General features: G+C 69.3%; 17 protein-coding genes. 11 read left to right on the plus strand and 6 right to left on the minus strand.

Annotated features, from left to right (window positions below; all coding sequences use genetic code 11):
• Positions 1–506 precede the first annotated feature (506 nt).
• From AC1ROD_RS16490 to AC1ROD_RS16510, 5 genes are all read left to right on the plus strand, one after another.
• On the plus strand, positions 507–692 hold the full coding sequence (locus tag AC1ROD_RS16490) for a hypothetical protein (protein WP_492949354.1): 186 nt from the start codon (positions 507–509) through the stop codon (positions 690–692).
• A gap of 118 nt (positions 693–810) precedes the next feature.
• A complete protein-coding gene (locus AC1ROD_RS16495; protein ID WP_492949355.1) occupies positions 811–2,526 on the plus strand; it encodes an alkaline phosphatase family protein in 1,716 nt (571 codons plus the stop codon).
• A 148-nt stretch (positions 2,527–2,674) separates the two neighbouring features.
• Positions 2,675–4,117 carry a pyruvate kinase gene (gene pyk, locus AC1ROD_RS16500; RefSeq protein WP_492949356.1) on the plus strand — a complete coding sequence of 481 codons (1,443 nt, stop codon included), beginning with the start codon at positions 2,675–2,677 and terminating at the stop codon, positions 4,115–4,117.
• A 136-nt stretch (positions 4,118–4,253) separates the two neighbouring features.
• Positions 4,254–5,294 (plus strand): DNA adenine methylase, encoded by a 1,041-nt coding sequence (locus AC1ROD_RS16505; RefSeq protein WP_492949357.1) that lies wholly within the window; start codon positions 4,254–4,256, stop codon positions 5,292–5,294.
• A 60-nt stretch (positions 5,295–5,354) separates the two neighbouring features.
• Entirely contained in the window at positions 5,355–5,618 is a 264-nt protein-coding gene (locus AC1ROD_RS16510; RefSeq protein WP_492949358.1) for a hypothetical protein, read from the plus strand.
• 3 nt (positions 5,619–5,621) lie between these two features.
• Here the strand turns inward: AC1ROD_RS16510 and rnhB are convergent, their stop codons facing one another.
• Positions 5,622–6,269, minus strand: coding sequence for a ribonuclease HII (gene rnhB, locus AC1ROD_RS16515; RefSeq protein ID WP_492949359.1), 648 nt, complete (start codon positions 6,267–6,269; stop codon positions 5,622–5,624).
• Between the two features lie 103 nt (positions 6,270–6,372).
• Between rnhB and AC1ROD_RS16520 the strand changes: the two genes are divergently transcribed.
• Positions 6,373–6,669 carry a hypothetical protein gene (locus tag AC1ROD_RS16520; RefSeq protein WP_492949360.1) on the plus strand — a complete coding sequence of 99 codons (297 nt, stop codon included), beginning with the start codon at positions 6,373–6,375 and terminating at the stop codon, positions 6,667–6,669.
• Between the two features lie 19 nt (positions 6,670–6,688).
• On the opposite strand, the gene AC1ROD_RS16525 is transcribed toward AC1ROD_RS16520, so the two are convergent.
• Complete coding sequence (locus tag AC1ROD_RS16525) at positions 6,689–7,303, minus strand: DNA-3-methyladenine glycosylase I (RefSeq protein WP_492949361.1); 615 nt, start codon at positions 7,301–7,303, stop codon at positions 6,689–6,691.
• 101 nt (positions 7,304–7,404) lie between these two features.
• Between AC1ROD_RS16525 and AC1ROD_RS16530 the strand changes: the two genes are divergently transcribed.
• Positions 7,405–9,237, plus strand: coding sequence for an alpha/beta hydrolase (locus AC1ROD_RS16530; protein ID WP_492949362.1), 1,833 nt, complete (start codon positions 7,405–7,407; stop codon positions 9,235–9,237).
• Here the strand turns inward: AC1ROD_RS16530 and ygfZ are convergent.
• Positions 9,170–9,991, minus strand: coding sequence for a CAF17-like 4Fe-4S cluster assembly/insertion protein YgfZ (gene ygfZ, locus AC1ROD_RS16535; protein ID WP_492949363.1), 822 nt, complete (start codon positions 9,989–9,991; stop codon positions 9,170–9,172). The genes AC1ROD_RS16530 and ygfZ overlap by 68 nt on opposite strands.
• Before the next feature lie 125 nt (positions 9,992–10,116).
• Between ygfZ and AC1ROD_RS16540 the strand changes: the two genes are divergently transcribed.
• The 3 genes from AC1ROD_RS16540 to AC1ROD_RS16550 all read left to right on the plus strand — a co-directional run bounded on the left by AC1ROD_RS16540 (position 10,117) and on the right by AC1ROD_RS16550 (position 13,218).
• Entirely contained in the window at positions 10,117–11,073 is a 957-nt protein-coding gene (locus tag AC1ROD_RS16540) for a glycosyltransferase family 9 protein (protein WP_492949364.1), read from the plus strand.
• Between the two features lie 67 nt (positions 11,074–11,140).
• On the plus strand, positions 11,141–12,475 hold the full coding sequence (locus AC1ROD_RS16545; protein WP_492033112.1) for a dihydroorotase: 1,335 nt from the start codon (positions 11,141–11,143) through the stop codon (positions 12,473–12,475).
• The gene (locus AC1ROD_RS16550; RefSeq protein WP_492949365.1) at positions 12,472–13,218 is read left to right on the plus strand and encodes a prephenate dehydrogenase/arogenate dehydrogenase family protein; all 747 of its coding nucleotides are present in this window, start codon (positions 12,472–12,474) and stop codon (positions 13,216–13,218) included. Before AC1ROD_RS16545 ends, AC1ROD_RS16550 begins: the two co-directional genes overlap by 4 nt.
• Here the strand turns inward: AC1ROD_RS16550 and AC1ROD_RS16555 are convergent.
• From AC1ROD_RS16555 to AC1ROD_RS16565, 3 genes are read right to left on the minus strand one after another with little or no spacing between them, the layout of a single operon-like run.
• Positions 13,215–14,144, minus strand: coding sequence for an alpha/beta hydrolase (locus tag AC1ROD_RS16555; RefSeq protein ID WP_492949366.1), 930 nt, complete (start codon positions 14,142–14,144; stop codon positions 13,215–13,217). The genes AC1ROD_RS16550 and AC1ROD_RS16555 overlap by 4 nt on opposite strands.
• Positions 14,145–14,179: 35 nt before the next feature.
• The gene (locus tag AC1ROD_RS16560; RefSeq protein WP_492949367.1) at positions 14,180–14,860 is read right to left on the minus strand and encodes an SdpI family protein; all 681 of its coding nucleotides are present in this window, start codon (positions 14,858–14,860) and stop codon (positions 14,180–14,182) included.
• The gene (locus AC1ROD_RS16565; RefSeq protein ID WP_492949368.1) at positions 14,857–15,171 is read right to left on the minus strand and encodes a metalloregulator ArsR/SmtB family transcription factor; all 315 of its coding nucleotides are present in this window, start codon (positions 15,169–15,171) and stop codon (positions 14,857–14,859) included. Before AC1ROD_RS16565 ends, AC1ROD_RS16560 begins: the two co-directional genes overlap by 4 nt.
• 142 nt (positions 15,172–15,313) lie before the next feature.
• On the opposite strand from AC1ROD_RS16565, the gene AC1ROD_RS16570 reads away from it, so the two are divergent.
• The gene (locus AC1ROD_RS16570) at positions 15,314–16,072 is read left to right on the plus strand and encodes a 3-oxoacyl-ACP reductase (RefSeq protein ID WP_492949369.1); all 759 of its coding nucleotides are present in this window, start codon (positions 15,314–15,316) and stop codon (positions 16,070–16,072) included.
• Positions 16,073–16,089: the final 17 nt, after the last annotated feature.

The raw sequence follows: 16,089 nt of genomic DNA on the forward strand, positions 1-16,089 counted from the left end.
AGAGGGTGGCAGCGTTCGCCTTGGCGTCCCGGTCCGGGCTGGCTATACGGGTGGCTCGGCCTGCGGGCGTGGCGGAATCGGTAGACGCAACGGACTTAAGCTGAGGATTGAGTGCGCCGGGGGAAATCCCGGACGTAGAACCGCTCAAATTCGGGGAACCCTTTCAACTGGCGATCCCGAGCCAAGCCCGCCGGACCTTAGGGTCGGACGGGAAGGTGTAGAGACTAGACGGGCGGCGTCTAAAGCTTTCGGCCCACCGGCCGGAGCCATGACGAAGGGATAGTCCAGACCACGAACGTCCCGGTCTTCCGGAACGGCGGCGAAAGCCGAGGTGGTATGAAAATCCGTCGGGCATCGCCCATGCCGGTTCGATCCCGGCCGCCCGCACCAGCCCTTCATTGAAGCCTCTGCCGAAAGTGTGAGGAGGAAGGGCTTCCAATTTCATCCGGACGCGCGCCAATCTGTCCACTGGAACGGTCGAAGAACCGTCCGGAGGAATAGAGACCATGGCTTTCCTGGACTGGATCGCACCCCTGTCGCCCGTGAAGCGCGACGAAACGCGTGAGCGCGTTTTCTCTGCCGATATGTGTCCCCTGACCTGGAGCTTCTGGGTGGTGGACTCCGAGGAGAACCCGCCCGCCGATGCTACCGTGCATGGCGACCCGCGCCGCCGGACCTCGGGGGAAGCCTAGACCCCACTCTGGACAAAGCGTCGCGGAGGCGTAGGAGGGCCGCCCGGTCCCGCTTACTGTCACGCATCCGCCATGCGCGGGCGCTAAGGGGCCGACAAGGTCATCGGAGCGTCCCCCAGTGAAATCCACCACCGCGATCGTGTCGGCTCTTCTCATGCTGGGAGCCGCGCCGGCTCTCGCCCAAACCGCGGGGGAGGGAACCGCGCCGGAGCGGGCGCCGCTGCCGCCGTCGAACGTGGCCCCGGGCCGTCCGACCCTGGTGGTCACCATCGTGATCGACCAGTTCAGCGCCAATCTTTTCAACCAGTACCGCAGCCGGTTCACCGGCGGTCTGAAGACCCTGGCCGATCAGGGGCTGGTCTATACCAACGGCTTCCAGAGCCATGGCGTCACCACGACCTGCCCAGGCCACTCGACCGTCCTGACCGGCGCCCATCCGACCCACACCGGCATCCCGGCTAATGAGTGGATCGATCCGGCGACGGGCAAGGAACTCTATTGCCTGGCCGCGCCGCGCAACACGATCGCCGGCGGCGCCCACAGCGAGAACGGTCTGGTCGGGTCGGACCAGCTTCTGGTCACCAACCTGCCGGACTGGGTGAAGGCCCAGAGCCCGAGCAGCCGCGTCTTCGCCGTCTCGGGCAAGGACCGGGGCGCGATCAACCTGGCCGGTCACCATTCGGACGGGACCTTCTGGATCGCCGGGCCGATGCTGACGACCTATGTCGAGCCGGGCCAGAACGCCGAGGCGCGGCTGGCGCCGATCGCGGCGTTCAACGCGGCCTACAAGGCGAAGCTGGCGGCGGATCCCAACCCGACCTGGACCTTCCAGCACGACCAGTGCCGCGCCCTGCGCTCGACCTCGACCGTCGGCGGTCAGACCTTCCATGCCGACCTGCCGCCGATGGACGCCAACCTCGAGGACTCGCCCTATCTGGACGAGACCACCCTGGACGCCGCGACCTATCTGCTGGACAGCCAGCAACTGGGCCGGCGCGGGGTCGTCGATCTGCTGGGCGTCAGCCTGTCGGGCACCGACAAGATTGGCCACGCCTATGGCACGCAAGGGCCGGAGATGTGCGAACAGCTGCTGCGCATGGACGAGGCCCTGGGCCGGTTCCTGGGTCGCGTCGCCGCGACGCCGGGCGCCATCGTCGTGCTGACCGCCGACCACGGCGGCTCGGACTTCCCCGAGCGGATGACGGATCGCGGCGCCGTCGCGGGCCGGTATGACACCACCATGCTGCCGCGCATCAATGCCCAGCTGAAGACCCAGTTCAACCTGACCGACAACCCGCTGCAGAGCGGCGGCACGGGCTTCATCGTCGCCGACAAGGACCACAAGGAACTGCCGGAGCCGCTGCGCAGCCAGGTCATCGCCGCCGCCATCCCGCTGCTGAACGCCGAGCCGAACATCGTCCTGGCCGTGCCGCGCGACGAGCTGCTGCAGGATCCGATGCCGGCCCGCGACTTCAATCCGGAAGAGCTGACGATCCGCGAGCGGCTGCGCCTGAGCGCCGTCGCCGGACGCGGCGCTGATATCCTGCGGGCCTATGCCTACAACCTGACCTCCAACGCCCGCATCGGCGGCTCGATCGCCAGCCACGGCTCGCCGTGGGATTACGATCGTCGCGTGCCGATCATCTTCTGGCGGCCGGGCGAGCGTGGCGAGGAGCATTTCTGGCCGCTGCGCACCGTCGATATCGCCCCGACCCTGGCCAATCTGGTCAATGTCCCGGCGCCCGACACGGTGGACGGCGTGTGCCAGAACCTGGGCCTCTATGACGTCCCGGCCTGTCCGGTCGTCGAGGCGGAGCCGGCGCCGAAGCCCTGACACCGGGCGCAGGGCGCGCTTCGTTACAGGGCGTCACATCGTGTTTCCCGGCGGGGTCTGATCTACCGTCGCGCGTGTTACCTTGCCAGAAGGGCCACAGATTCCCGGCAAGGGATCAGGAAACGCGACCGGAATACGGGACACTCCAATGATCAGAGCAAGACGCGCGCGCATCGTCGCGACCCTGGGGCCCGCCAGCCGGGCGCCCGGCACGGTGAAGGCCCTGGCCCAGGCCGGGGTGGACGTCTTCCGCCTGAACTTCAGCCATGGCTCGCATGACGACCATGCCGCGGCGCTGAAGGCGGTGCGCGGGGCCGAGATGGCGCTGCAAAGGCCTCTGGGCGTGCTGGCCGACCTGCAGGGGCCCAAGCTGCGTCTGGGCCGGTTCAAGGATGTCGAGATCGACATCAAGCCGGGTCACAAGATGCGCTTCGACCTGGACCCGACGCCCGGCGACGAAACGCGGGTGCAGATGCCGCATCCGGAAATCTTCAAGGCCCTGCGCAAGGGTCATCTGCTGCTGCTGGACGATGGCCGGGTTCGCTTGCGGGTCGGCGAGCGGACCGATGAATGGGCCGACGTCACCGTCGAGAGCGGCCACAAGCTCAGCGACCGCAAGGGCGTGGCGGTGCCGGAAGCCGTCATCCCGGTCTCGGCCCTGACGCCCAAGGACCGCGAGGACCTGGCCTTCGCCCTGCGCATCGGCGTGGACTGGGTGGCCCTGAGCTTCGTGCAGAAGGCCGAGGACATGGCCGAGCTGAAGCGGCTGGTCGGGGGCAAGGCGGCGTGCCTGGCCAAGATCGAAAAGCCCCAGGCCCTGGCCGATCTGGGCGCCATCCTCGACTACTGCGACGGCGTGATGGTCGCGCGCGGCGATCTGGGCGTCGAGATGGATCCCGAAGAGGTGCCGGTGGCCCAGAAGGCCATCATCCGCGCCGCCCGCCAGCGCGGGGTGCCGGTGATCGTCGCCACCCAGATGCTGGAATCCATGACCAGCGCCCCGGCCCCGACGCGGGCCGAGGCCTCCGACGTCGCCAACGCCGTCTATGAGGGCGCCGACGCCCTGATGCTGTCGGCCGAGACGGCGTCCGGCGACTATCCGCTGGAAGCCGTGGGCATCATGAACCGGATCATGGAACGGGTCGAAAAGGATCCGATCTGGCCCGACCTGATGGACGCCGAACACGCGGGCATGGACGATTTCGACGCCGACGCCCTGGTCGCGGCGGCGCGCAAGGCCGCCGAGGCCCAGTCGACCGCCTGTATCGTCATCTTCACGACCCTGGGCGGCACGGCCCGGCGAATGTCGCGCGAGCGGCCGCTGCAGCCCATGCTGGCCCTGACGCCCAAGGCCGAAACCGCCCGGCGGCTGGCGCTGGTCTGGGGGCTGGAGCCGCGTCTCGGCAACGAGCCGACCTCGCTGGAGGACGTTACCGACAACGCCGTCGACAGCGCCGTTCAGTTCGGCCTGGCCCAGCCCGGCCAGCGGGTGCTGATCCTGGCCGGAACCCCCTTCGGTGCGCCGGGGGCTGCGAATCTGCTGCGTTTGGCCCATGCTCCGGCGAAACCGGCGAAGCGCTCCGCCAAATAGGCCGCGATCCTCCCCCAACGGGGGAGGGGGACCGCCTCTTGGCGGTGGAGGGGGCCAATCCACATGCGGTGTCTGGGGGTGGCCCCCTCCACCACTTCGTGGTTCCCCTCCCCCGACGGGGGAGGATTGAGACGCGATGATCAAATACCTGGGTTCGAAGCGGGGCCTGCTTGATCCGATCAAGGCGGCTGTCGCGCGGGTCCTGCCCGAGGGCGGGATGGTCTGCGACCTGTTCTCCGGCAGCGCGCGGGTGGGCCATGCCCTGAAAGGGCAGGGGTATCGGGTCTGGTCGAACGACCACAACACCTACGCCCACACCCTGGCCACCGCCTATGTTCAGGCCGACCGCGAGGTCTGGGCCGACAAGGCCGCCGCCGTCATCGCCGAACTGGCCGAGGTCAAGCCCGAGCCCGGCTGGTTCACCAGGACCTTCTGCGAGGACGCCCGCTTCTTCCATCCGGAGAACGGCGCGCGGATCGACGCCATGCGCGACCGGATCGCGGCGATGGGGCTGGAGCCCGAGCTGGAGGCCGTCGCCATGGTGAGCCTGATGGAGGCCGCCGACCGGGTGGATTCCACCGCCGGGGTTCACATGGCCTATATGAAGGCCTGGGCGCCGCGCGCGCTGAAGCCTCTGGCGCTGAGGATGCCGGACCTGCTGCCGGGCGTGGCGGGCGGACCGTGCCGCGCGACGCAAGGGGACGCGGTGGAGATCGCGGCCCAGGTCGAGGCCGATCTCGTCTATCTCGACCCGCCCTACAACCAGCATTCCTACCTCGGGAACTACCACGTCTGGGAAAGCCTGGTGCTGTGGGACAAGCCGGAGACCTATGGGGTGGCCAACAAGCGGGTCGACGTCCGGACGCGCAAGAGCGCCTTCAACTCCAGGCCCGGCATCGGCCCGGCGCTGGGGGCGGTGATCGAGGCCATCCGGGCGCCGAACCTGATCGTGTCGTTCAACGACGAGGGCTATCTGTCGCGCGACCAGCTCGTCGAGATGCTGTCGGCGCGCGGGCGGGTGCAGGTGGTGGAGATCGACCGGCCCCGCTACGTCGGCGCCCGCATCGGCATCCATAATCCCAAGGGCGAGAAGGTCGGGGCCGTCGGGCGGCTCAAGAACGTCGAATATCTGTTCCTGGTCACCGACCGGGTTGTGGCCCTGCCGGAGGCGGCGTAGCGTTTCGTTAAGGAACACTCGCGGGCGCCGGTCGTTTGGCTCGGCATGGAACAGCTGTCGATGACCCCGATCTCGCACGCCGAAGCGCTTCGCGCCCAGGCCGCTGAAAAGGCCTACCGCAAGGCCATGGACGCCCGCGACGCCGTCGCCTGGCGCGCCCCCGGCGTCAGCCGTTTCGACAGCCGCCCGGCCAATGACACGGGCGAGGCGGAGCCGACCCTGAAAGAGATGATCTCGGATCTGCCGCCCTGGGTGACCGTGGTCGCCGGGGGCGTGGCGGCCGCCGCCATGGGCGCCCTGCTGGGCGGGGCGCTGCACATATAGCGCTCAGTTCTCCAGCAAGGCCCGGATCGGCGCCCAGCTGGGACGGTGAGCGGGGCAGGGGCCCATGGCCTTGAGCGCGGCCTGATGGATGGGGGCGTTATAGCCCTTGTGGGCCGCGAAGCCATATCCGGGGTACTGGCCGTCCAGTTCGATCATGATCCGGTCACGCGCGGTCTTGGCGAGGATCGAGGCCGCCGCGATCGACAGGGAGAGGCCGTCGCCGCCGACGACGGTCTTGACCTCGCAGGGTAATTTGAAGCGGTAGTTGCCGTCCACGAGAGCTGCAGTGGGCTGCACTGAAAGGGCCTCGATGGCGCGGCACATGGCCAGGCCCGTGGCGTGGAGGATGTTCAGCTCCTCGATCTCCTCGACCGAGGCGAAGCCGACGCCCCAAGCGATGGCCGAGGCCTTGATGCGGGGCTCCAGCAGGAAGCGGCGCTTCTCGGTCAGGGCCTTGGAGTCGTCGATGCCCTCGGGCAGGTCGTCGGGGTTGAGGATCACCGCCGCCGCCGAGACGGGACCGGCCCAGGGGCCGCGCCCGGCCTCGTCCACGCCGCAGACCGGGGCGCCGACGGTCCGGGCCAGCAGGACCTCGAGCGCGGTGGTCGGGAAGGCGCGGTCGGCCTTGGGTTTGGCGGTCTTGCCGGGCATCCGCCGCCCTTAACGTGATCCGCGCTGCGGCGGAAGCGCGGTCGCTGTTGACTCGTCACAGCCAAGGGGAGATCGTTGTTCTGCAAACAATCAGGAGGCGTGCATGTTTCTGATCCTCGCGGCGGCCCTGACCCTTCAGGTGCAGGTGTACACCGCCCAGCCTCAGCCCCAGCGGCCCCGGCCGCGTCCGCCCGCAGCCAGTGAGGCGCCGACGCCCGTCGGTGAAGCGGCGCCGACGACCGAAGCCGATCCCGAGCGTCTGGTGTGCCACATGGAACCCGTCACCGGCAGCCGGTTCCCGCGCCGTGTCTGTCGTACCGAAAGCCAGATCGAAGCGGATCGCAACGAGAGCCGGGACATGCTTCAGAAGATCCAGAAGCTTCCCGACATTCCGGCCTGACGCTCAGGCGGCCTGATCCTCAGACGGCGGGCGCCGGGCCGGTCATGGCCCGGACCTCGTCGCAGCGGAAACAGGGTTCAATGTGGTCGTTGACCATGCCGGTCGCCTGCATGAAGGCGTAGACGATGACCGGGCCGCAGAAGTTGAAGCCTCGCTTCTTGAGCGCCCTGGCCATGGCGACCGACTCCGGCGTCTGGGTCGGGATGTCGCCCATGCCGCGCCGCCGGCCCTGGACCGGCGCGCCGCCGACGAAGGACCAGAGCCAGGCCGAGAAGTCCTCGCCCGAGGCCTGCATCTCCAGATAGATCTGCGCGCCCTTGATGGCTGCCTCGATCTTGGCGCGGGAGCGGATGATGCCCGGGTCGTTCATCAGCCGCTCGCGGTCGGTGTCGTCGAAGCGGGCGACCTTTTCGGGATCGAAGTCGGCGAAGGCGGCGCGCAGGGTCTCGCGTTTCCGCAGGATGGTGATCCAGGCGAGGCCCGCCTGAAACCCGTCCAGCACCAGCTTTTCCCACAGGGCGCGCGGGTCGTACTCGGGCACGCCCCATTCGGTGTCGTGATAGGCGGTGTAGAGCGGGTCGGTCCCACACCATGCGCAGCGATGGGGGGCGCAGCGATGCGGGGATTCGGTCATGGACCGATCCTAGCCGCAGGCCCTCTCGCCGTCATGTTCCGAAAGTCGTGGCGAACCAGCGTTTCGTGAGACAGGATCGGGCGGAACCTGGGGAGGATCGGATGGGCGTTCGGGCGTTGATCGGGGCGGGGATCGGGGTGGCGTTCGCGGGTCTGCTGGCCTTCGGGCCGATGACCGCACAGGCTCAGGTGCAGCCGGTGTCGCTGGAGGCTGTGGCCGAGGCGGTGGACACGGGCGACCTGGCGGCCCTGCGACGGGTCTCGGCTGATCAAGCATTGATCGGACAACTGCGTTCCTCCGACCCCGACACCTTGATCGCCTTCCACCTCGCCCTGGCCCAGGCCTATGCCGAGGTGGGACTGAAGGACGAGGCGATCAAGGCCTATCAGGACGCCCTGACCGCCATCCTGCAGTTCAGAGGGCAGGGCGACATCTCCATGGCGGGGCCGATGGAGGCGGTGGCGCGGCTGTCGGACACGCCGGCGAAGAAGGCCCAGTGGCTGCTGACCGCCTATGACCTGCGTGAGGGGGTCTGGGGGCGGGGCAATCAGAACCTCAAGCCCTATCTGGACTCGCTGAACGCGGCGCGGGTCTCGGCCGGGCTGGAGCCCTTCGCCTCACGTGGCGGGGAGGACCTGCCGCCGCCGCCGCCTCCGCCTCCGCCCCCGCCGCCGGTTCCGGGCGCGCCGCCGCCCGCGCCCTCGACCGACGGCTTCCGCGAGGTGCAGGTCTGGTACGCCACCCATCGCGTCCCGACCGGCGACCTGACGCCGGCCACCTTCTACGGCGGCCAGAGGGCGGAGTTGTCGTTCGGCGTCGCCGAGGTCAGCGTGCCCAACAACCGCAACCCGGGGACCATCCCGCGGCCGTCGATCTGGACCCTTGAGTTCCGGCCGGACCCCGAGAAGCACATGATCCTGAACAGCGTGACGCCGGTGACGGACCGGGACGCCTTCTTCCAGCGGGTGTCCTCGGTGGTGGCGCGCAGCCAGCAGAAGGAGGTGTTCGTCTTCATCCACGGCTACAACACCAGCTTCGAAGGCGCGGCGATCCGCACGGCCCAGCTGGCGGTCGACATGAACCTGGACGGAGCGCCGATCCTCTATTCCTGGCCGTCGCGGGCCAGTCTGCTGGGCTATCAGGCCGATACGCGGACGGTGGCGGATCAGGCGTTGCTGAACGAGGTCGCCGACTTCCTGACCGATGTGGCTGAGCGCACCGGGGCGACGCGAGTGCATCTGGTGGCGCATTCGATGGGCAACCGGGTGCTGGAGCGGGCGCTGGACGTGATCGCGGCGCGCACGCCCAACCAGCCGCCGATGTTCAACGAGGTGGTCTTCGCCGCCGCCGACGTGGGGGTGGACGAGTTCGAGGCGACCTGGCCACGCATCCTGCACACCGGCCGCCGCTTCACCCTCTATGCCTCACAGCGCGACCGGGCGCTGCAGATCTCGCAGCAGGTCAACCGAATGCAGAGAGTGGGCGACGCGAGGAATATCATCGTGCGCGACGGGCTGCAGACGGTGGACACCACGGCGGCCTCGGGCGGCTTATTGGGTCACGACGACTTCGCCGGCAGCGCACTTGCCGACTTCCGCGCGGTGATGTGGTTGTCGCTGGCGCCGGACAAGCGCTGCGTTCTGGAGACGGCGCAGGTCGCATCGGGGGCGGCTCAGGGGCAACGCTACTGGGCGTTCGGCGGCGGCTGTCCGGAACAGGAGTTCGTCGAGGATACGGAGACGGTGCGGGCCGACGGCGGCATCGACAAGGCCCTGGCCAAGCTGGACGCCGACACGGCCAAGGCGGCGCTCGTGGCCCGGGCGGCGTTGGTCAGGAAGCGCGAGCGGCTGGCGGCGATGTTCGGGATCAGTCAGTCGACTGTTGAGGCGCAGTCCAGCTCTCCGGCGGCGCCCAGTCCGGCCGGCGCACCGTAACGGGGCGGCCCTCGACCGTCAGCGCGCCGTCGATCCGGTCGAGGCGGAGGAGGGCGATGGCCGAGCCTTCGGCGCCGGTCATGACCTCGCCCGCACGGCGGTCGCCGTTCAGCAGGACCTCGGCCCCGGTCGCGGGCGCCGGGCCGTCGAAGACGAGGGGCAGCATGCGGTTGCGGATGGCGCCGCGCCGTTTCATGCGCGAGGTCGTCTCCTGGCCGACGAAGCAGCCCTTGGCGAAGTCGATGCCGTTCAGCAGGTCGAAGTCCGCCTCGATCGGATAGGTGCGGTCCACGGCCATGTCGCGCGCCGGATCGGGCACGCCGACGGTCAGGCGGTGGGCGTCGTAGTCGGCCTCGGGCGCGGTGGTCGTGCCCGTATCGCCGTAGCGGCGGCCGCCCAGCTGTAAGGTGCGGGGATCGGCGACGAAGCCGTCGGCGACCTCGGGCCATGAGGCCGTGACCGGGCGGTCGTCGGCGGCGACCACGACCTTCGCCCGGAGTTTGTACATCGTCAGTCGCTGGATCAGGGCCTCGCGCCGATCCGTGGCAACATCGAGCAGCACGGCCTCGCCGTCTCCATAAAGGAAGAGGTCGAACAGCAGCCGCCCGGGCGGAGAGAGCAGGGCGCCGAAGCGCAGCTCGCCTTCACCCAGTGTCTCGACATTCTGGGTCAGCAGATTGTTCAGAAAGGACTTCGCGTCCTCACCCGACACACGGATCAGGGCGCGGCTGTCGAGGCGGGCGAGGTTCGTCATGCGGCCAAGATAGGGTTGGCGCGTTCAGGGGGCGAGGGCCGCCGGTCAATCTTTTCCACCAAAGCCGACTGAACTGCCTGTTTCATCTCTCTGAACCTTCGATAGAATCCGTATACGGTCCATCCATGGCGGCGCGTTTTCACATTCTCTACATCGCCGAGGCCGAGGCTGAGGCCGCCGTGCTGTCGTCCGGCGTCCTGGCCTATCTGGTCGAGGCCATGCCCCAGGCGACCTTTACGGTGGTCGGTTCGCCCGCGACCTCGCCCCTGTTTGCCGACACCCCGCGCCTCGACCGGCTGCTGACGCTGGACCGCGATGGCCGGTTCGAATGGATCGCTCTCTGGAACCAGGTGCGCGAGACGAAATGGGGGCTGGTCGTCGACATGCGCGGCTCGACCCTGTCGGGCAAGCTGCGGCGCCAGAAGAGGGCGGTCCGGAGCAAGGACAATCCCGAACTTCACGCCGTCGAACAGGCCGCCGAGGTCCTGAAGCTGGATGAGGTCCCGCCGCCGAAACTGTTCTTCGGCGAAGAGACGCAAGGGCTGGCCGACGCCATCGTCAAGCCGGACGGCAGGCCGATCCTGGCGGTCGGTCCGGGTACGGACTGGATCGGCAAGCGCTGGCCCGCCGACCGCTATTCCCGCGTCGTCGCGGCCCTTCTGGCCGATGACGGGCCGCTGGCGGGCGGGCGGCTGTTGATCGTGGGCGAGGAGGCCGACCGCGATCTGGCCCACACCATTCGTCTGGCCGTGGCGCGCAACCGTGTGATCGAGACGCAAGGCAAGCTGACGCGGCTGCAGACCGCCGCCGCCCTGTCGTACGCGAACCTCTATATCGGCGCGGACTCGATCTGGACCCAGCTGGCGGTCGCCGCCGGTGTGCCCTCGGTCGCCGCCTTTGGGCCGTCGGACGACCATCACGTCGGCCCTTGGCAGGGCGCCGCGGTGCGCGGCCCACGCTCGCTGGACGAGTTCAAGGCGCTGGATCCCAAGCTCAATCAGGCCATCCAGCATATGATGGACCTGCCCGCCGAACGGGTGCTCAAGGCGGCGAAGACGCTGCTGGCGGCGAAGAAAGCCTGACGCCGGGCTTTACCCGGAGGGTCGGTATTCCGCATATGCGGGCCGTTCCGTTTCGAGGAGTCGTCCGATGACCAAGACCTATGACCTGATCGTGCGGGGCGGCGAGGTCTGTAATCACGCCGGACGCGGGATGGCGGACGTCGGGATCAACGACGGTCGGGTCGAGTTCGTCGGCGACCTGTCGCAGGCCTCGGCCGGTGAGACCTTCGACGCCACCGGGCTGACGGTCCTGCCGGGCGTCATCGACACCCAGGTCCACTTCCGCGAGCCGGGGCTGGAGTGGAAGGAAGACCTTGAGAGCGGATCGCGCGCGGCGGCGCTCGGCGGCGTCGTCGCCGTGTTCGAGATGCCGAACACCGAACCCTCGACCACCGATCCGGACGCCCTGGCCGACAAGCTGGCGCGGGCGCGCGACCGGATGTGGACCGACCACGCCTTCTACATCGGCGGGACCCACGGCAATGCGTCCATGCTGGGCGAGCTGGAGCGTCTGCCCGGCTGCTGCGGCATCAAGGTCTTCATGGGCGCCTCGACCGGGACCCTGCTGGTCGCCGACGATGACGGGGTGCGCGAGGTGCTGCGCCATGTGAAGCGGCGCGCGACCTTCCACTCCGAGGACGAATACCGTCTGGTCGAGCGGCGGCCCCTGGCCCGCACCGGCGACTGGACCAGCCACCCCGAGGTGCGCGACGCCGAGAGCGCCATCCGCTCGACGAAACGCCTCGTGGCCCTGGCGCGCGAGACCGGCGCCCGCATCCACGTTCTGCACGTGACGACGGCGGAAGAGATCGAATTCCTGGCCGACAACAAGGACGTCGCGACCGTCGAGGTCACGCCCCAGCACCTGACCCTGGACGGCGACGAGGCCTATGCGCGGCTGAAGGGTCTGGCCCAGATGAACCCGCCGATCCGCAGCCAGCCGCATATCGCCGGCCTGTGGCGCGGCATCGAGCACGGGGTCGCCGACGTCCTGGGCTCGGACCACGCCCCCCATACGCTGGAAGAGAAGGCGCGGCCCTATCCGGCGTCGCCGTCGGGCATGCCGGGGGTGCAGACCCTGGTGCCGGTGATGCTGACCCATGTCGCCAACGGGCGGCTGTCGCTGGAGCGGTTCGTCGACCTGACCTCGGCCGGCGCCAACCGGGTGTTCGGCACGGCGGGCAAGGGGCGGATGGCCGAGGGCTATGACGCCGACCTGACCATCGTCGACCTGAAGGCGAAGAAGACCCTGATCCACGCCGACATGGCCACGCGTTCGGGCTGGACGCCGTTCGACGGCTTCGAGGCGACCGGATTGCCGATGGCCACCATCATCCGCGGTCGCACGGTGATGCGCGACGGCGAACTGATCGGCAAGGCGGGCGGCCGTCCGGTGCGCTTCCAGGAGACGCTGAAGCCGTGACGACAAAGGCTGGGGGCAGGTTGGGGCTGATCGGCTTCGGCGCCTTCGGGCGGCTGACCGCGCGCCATCTGTCGGATCGGTTCGAGATCCTGGCCTACGACCCGGCGGCGACCGATGATCTGGGTCTGGTCGAGCTGACGGGGCTGGCCGAGGCGGCGGCCTGTCCGGTCGTCATCCTGGCCGTGCCGGTGGAGGCGCTGGAGGCGACGGTGAAGGCCATAGCGCCCCATGTCGCGCCGGACGCCCTGATCATCGACGTCGGCTCGGTGAAGGTGCTGCCGGCGCGGTTGATGGCCGAAGGACTACCTGAGGGCGTGCGTCTGGTCGGGACCCATCCCCTGTTCGGGCCCCAGAGCGGCAAGGACGGGATCGCGGGCCTGAGGATCGCCGTCTGTCCGATCAACGACGACCGGGCGGCGCGGCGGGTCGCGGCCTACTGCCGGAAGAGGCTGGGGTTGAAGGTGTTCAGCGTCTCGCCGGAAGATCACGACCGGGAGGCGGCGGTGGTGCAGGGGCTGACCCATCTGATCGCCCGGGTCCTGCTGGCCATGGAGCCCCTGCCGAGCCGGATGACCACCGCCAGCTTCGAGCGGATCATGCAGGCGGTGGAGATGGTGCGCCACGACAGCCCGGCGGTGTTCCGGGCCATCGAACGCGACAATCCCTTCGCCGCCGGGGTCCGCGAGCGGTTCTTCGCCCTGGCGGACGAGGCGCGCGCGGAACTGGACGGCCCCGAGAGTTAGTGGGCCTTGATGAAGGCCGCGACGGCCTCGGCGACGCCCGGGGCCAGAGGCAGGCCGGGATCGCGGTAGGTGGCGGCGTTGCCGGCCGGGTCGGCGGGCGCGACCTTGAGCACATGATTGACGCCCTCGAACGGGGCGAGTGTCGCGTCCGGGCGGGCGGCGGCGAGGGCGTTCGCGTCGGTCATCTGGACCTGCATATCCGTCGTGCCCTGACCGATGAACAGGGGGCCGCGCCAGGCCGCCGCCAGTTTCGCCGGATCGAGCGGCAGCCAGGAGATCAGATAGGGCTGGACCGAGGGGCGGAAGAGGGCCGCCAGTTGCGGCGGGGCGTCGGCGACGGTGCGGCCGGCCTCCAGCTCTGACAGGGCGGAGAAGGCCTGGGTCTTCAACGGTTCGGGCATGCCGGCCATCTGCTCGCGCAGGACGGCGGCGGCGGGACGGCCCGCGCCGGACAGGGAGATGACGCCGCAGATCCTGTCGTCGGGCGTCTGGACGGCCTCCAGCGCGACGAGGGAGCCTTCGCTGTGACCAATCAGCCAGGCGCAGGGCTTGCCGGCGCGCGTCGCGGCCTCGGCGGCCCAGGCGCGGGCGTCGGCGGCATAGTCGTCGAAACGCAGCGCAGCCTCGCTGGTCAGGGCGAAGGCGCTGGCCCCCACGCCGCGCTTGTCGATGCGCAGGGTGGCGATCCCTTCTGCGGCCAGGCCCTCGGCCAGCAGACGATAGGTTCCGGCCGAGACTCCGAGAGGATTGTTGCCGTCCCGGTCGGTCGGGCCCGAGCCCGGGATGATGACGGCGACGGCGGCAGTCGCGCCCCCGGGCGTCAGCAGGGTCCCGTGCAGGGGCGCGGGCTGGGCGGGGAGGGCGACGTCGGTCGCGGTGGGTTCCGGGGCGAGTGCGAGGGCGCCCGCGAGGAGGAGGGTCAGCATCGTTCAGTCTCCGAAGAAGAGGGTGGGACGCGAAATCAGAAAGGTTGGCGATCGGGGTCCGTGCGCCAGACGCGCCAGCTCTCGAAAATCGACCAACCGGCCGTGACGACAATCAGGACGGGAATGGCGGTGATCGTCACCGCCTGCGGGGCGATCGGAGCCCCGATCAGCAGGAGCAGGCCGGACCAGAAGAACAGCCGCCCGGCCAGACGGTTGGAGCGGTCCCAGGCCAGCCGGCTCTTGTAGCTCCAGGGCGTACGGACACCGACCAGCGGATTGGGGCCGACCCGGCCGAGCCCGGCGCCGACCAGAGCCAGGATCAGGCCCAGCATGGCGAAGCCCCAACCAGCCGAGGGCGGTGCGGCGCCCATGGACTCTCCGAGGGAGGCGAAGGCGATTATGGCGGTCGAGCCGCCGATGGCGATAAGGGAGATGAACTGGCCCATCCTCAGGCTGCGGCGGCGCGCGGCGTCCTCCGACGACCCGGCGTACCAGCCCATCATTCCAGCGGTGATCGCGGTCATGACGGCCATGAAGGCCAGAAGGACACCCAACTCGGTTCGGTCGCCGAACCGGTCTGGCCGTCCGTCCAGACCGAAATGCATCGCGACCGGCGTCGTTGGGCCATCGATCAGGGTCCAGACGACCAGGGCCAGGATGCCGGCCGCGATGACGATGGTCGCGGCGTCCAGCAGGGTGAAACGGCGTGGGGTCATTTCGGCGTCTCCTTCGCATTGGCGGGCGACAGGGCGGGGGCGTCGGCCTCCACCCCCGTGCCCGCGATCTCCATGAGGAAGGCCATGGCCTCCTCGACGGCGGAGATCTCCAGCCGGTAGCGGATGGTCTGGCCCTCGCGCTCGGGGCTGACGAGGCCGGCCTCCTTGAGCGCGTTCAGATGGCCGGTGATGGTGGGCCAGCTCATGTCGAAGGCGGCGGCGATGTCGCCGGACGCCATGGGGCCCTTGCGCAGCATCGCGACGATGCGGCGGCGGACCGGGTGCGACAGGGCCTTGAACAGGGTGTTCATGAGGCAGGAGGCTAATTAGGGATTTCGCTAATCGCAAGCCTTATTTCGGCAGTTGCCTAAGAAGGCTGGGCGCCGCTGTTGCGAAGGCTTGCAAGCCGGGGCGGGACGGGGTTGAACCCGCGTATCTTTCAAGGAGCCCGCCATGAACATCAGCGACCAGATCGTCCTCGTCACCGGCGGGGCGCGGGGCGTGGGGGCGGCGGTGGTCCGGGCCTTCGCGGGCGAGGGCGCAAAGGTGGTCATCAACTGGCGCGCCAGTGGCGACAAGGCCGAGGCGCTGGCGGCCGAGTTGGGTGAGCGGGTCATGGCGTATCAGGCCGACGTCGCCGACCGCTCGGCGGTCGAGGCCATGGTCGCGGCGGTGGAGCACCGCTTCGGCGGGCCGATCACCACCGTGGTCAATAATGCGCTGGACTACAGCTTCAACGGCGACGCGCGCTCGGTCCTGACCGACATCGGCTGGGCCGAGATGGAGAGCCAGTTCTCGACCGTGGTGCGCGGCGCCCTCAACGTCATCCAGGCCTGCGTGCCCGGCATGTGCCGCCACGGGGGCGGGCGCATCGTCAACATCGGCACCAACCTGTTCCAGAACCCGGTCGTGCCCTATCACGACTATACCGCCGCCAAGGCCGCGCTGCTGTCCCTGACCCGCACGGCGGCGGGCGACCTGGGGCCCAAGGGGATCACCGTCAACATGGTCTCGGGCGGTCTGCTGCGGACCACGGACGCCAGCGCCGCCACGCCCGACGCCGTCTTCGACCTGATCGCCGGCATGACGCCGCTGCGCTCGGTGACCACGCCGGAGGAGTTCGCGGACGCCGTCCTGTTCTTCGCCTCGCCGTGGAGCCGGGCGGTGACCGGGCAAAACCTGGTGGTGGATGGGGGGTTGGTGCGGGACTGAGGACTTGGCGGATGTTT

The sequence above is a fragment of the Brevundimonas sp. GW821-FHT12E07 genome, assembly GCF_058807035.1.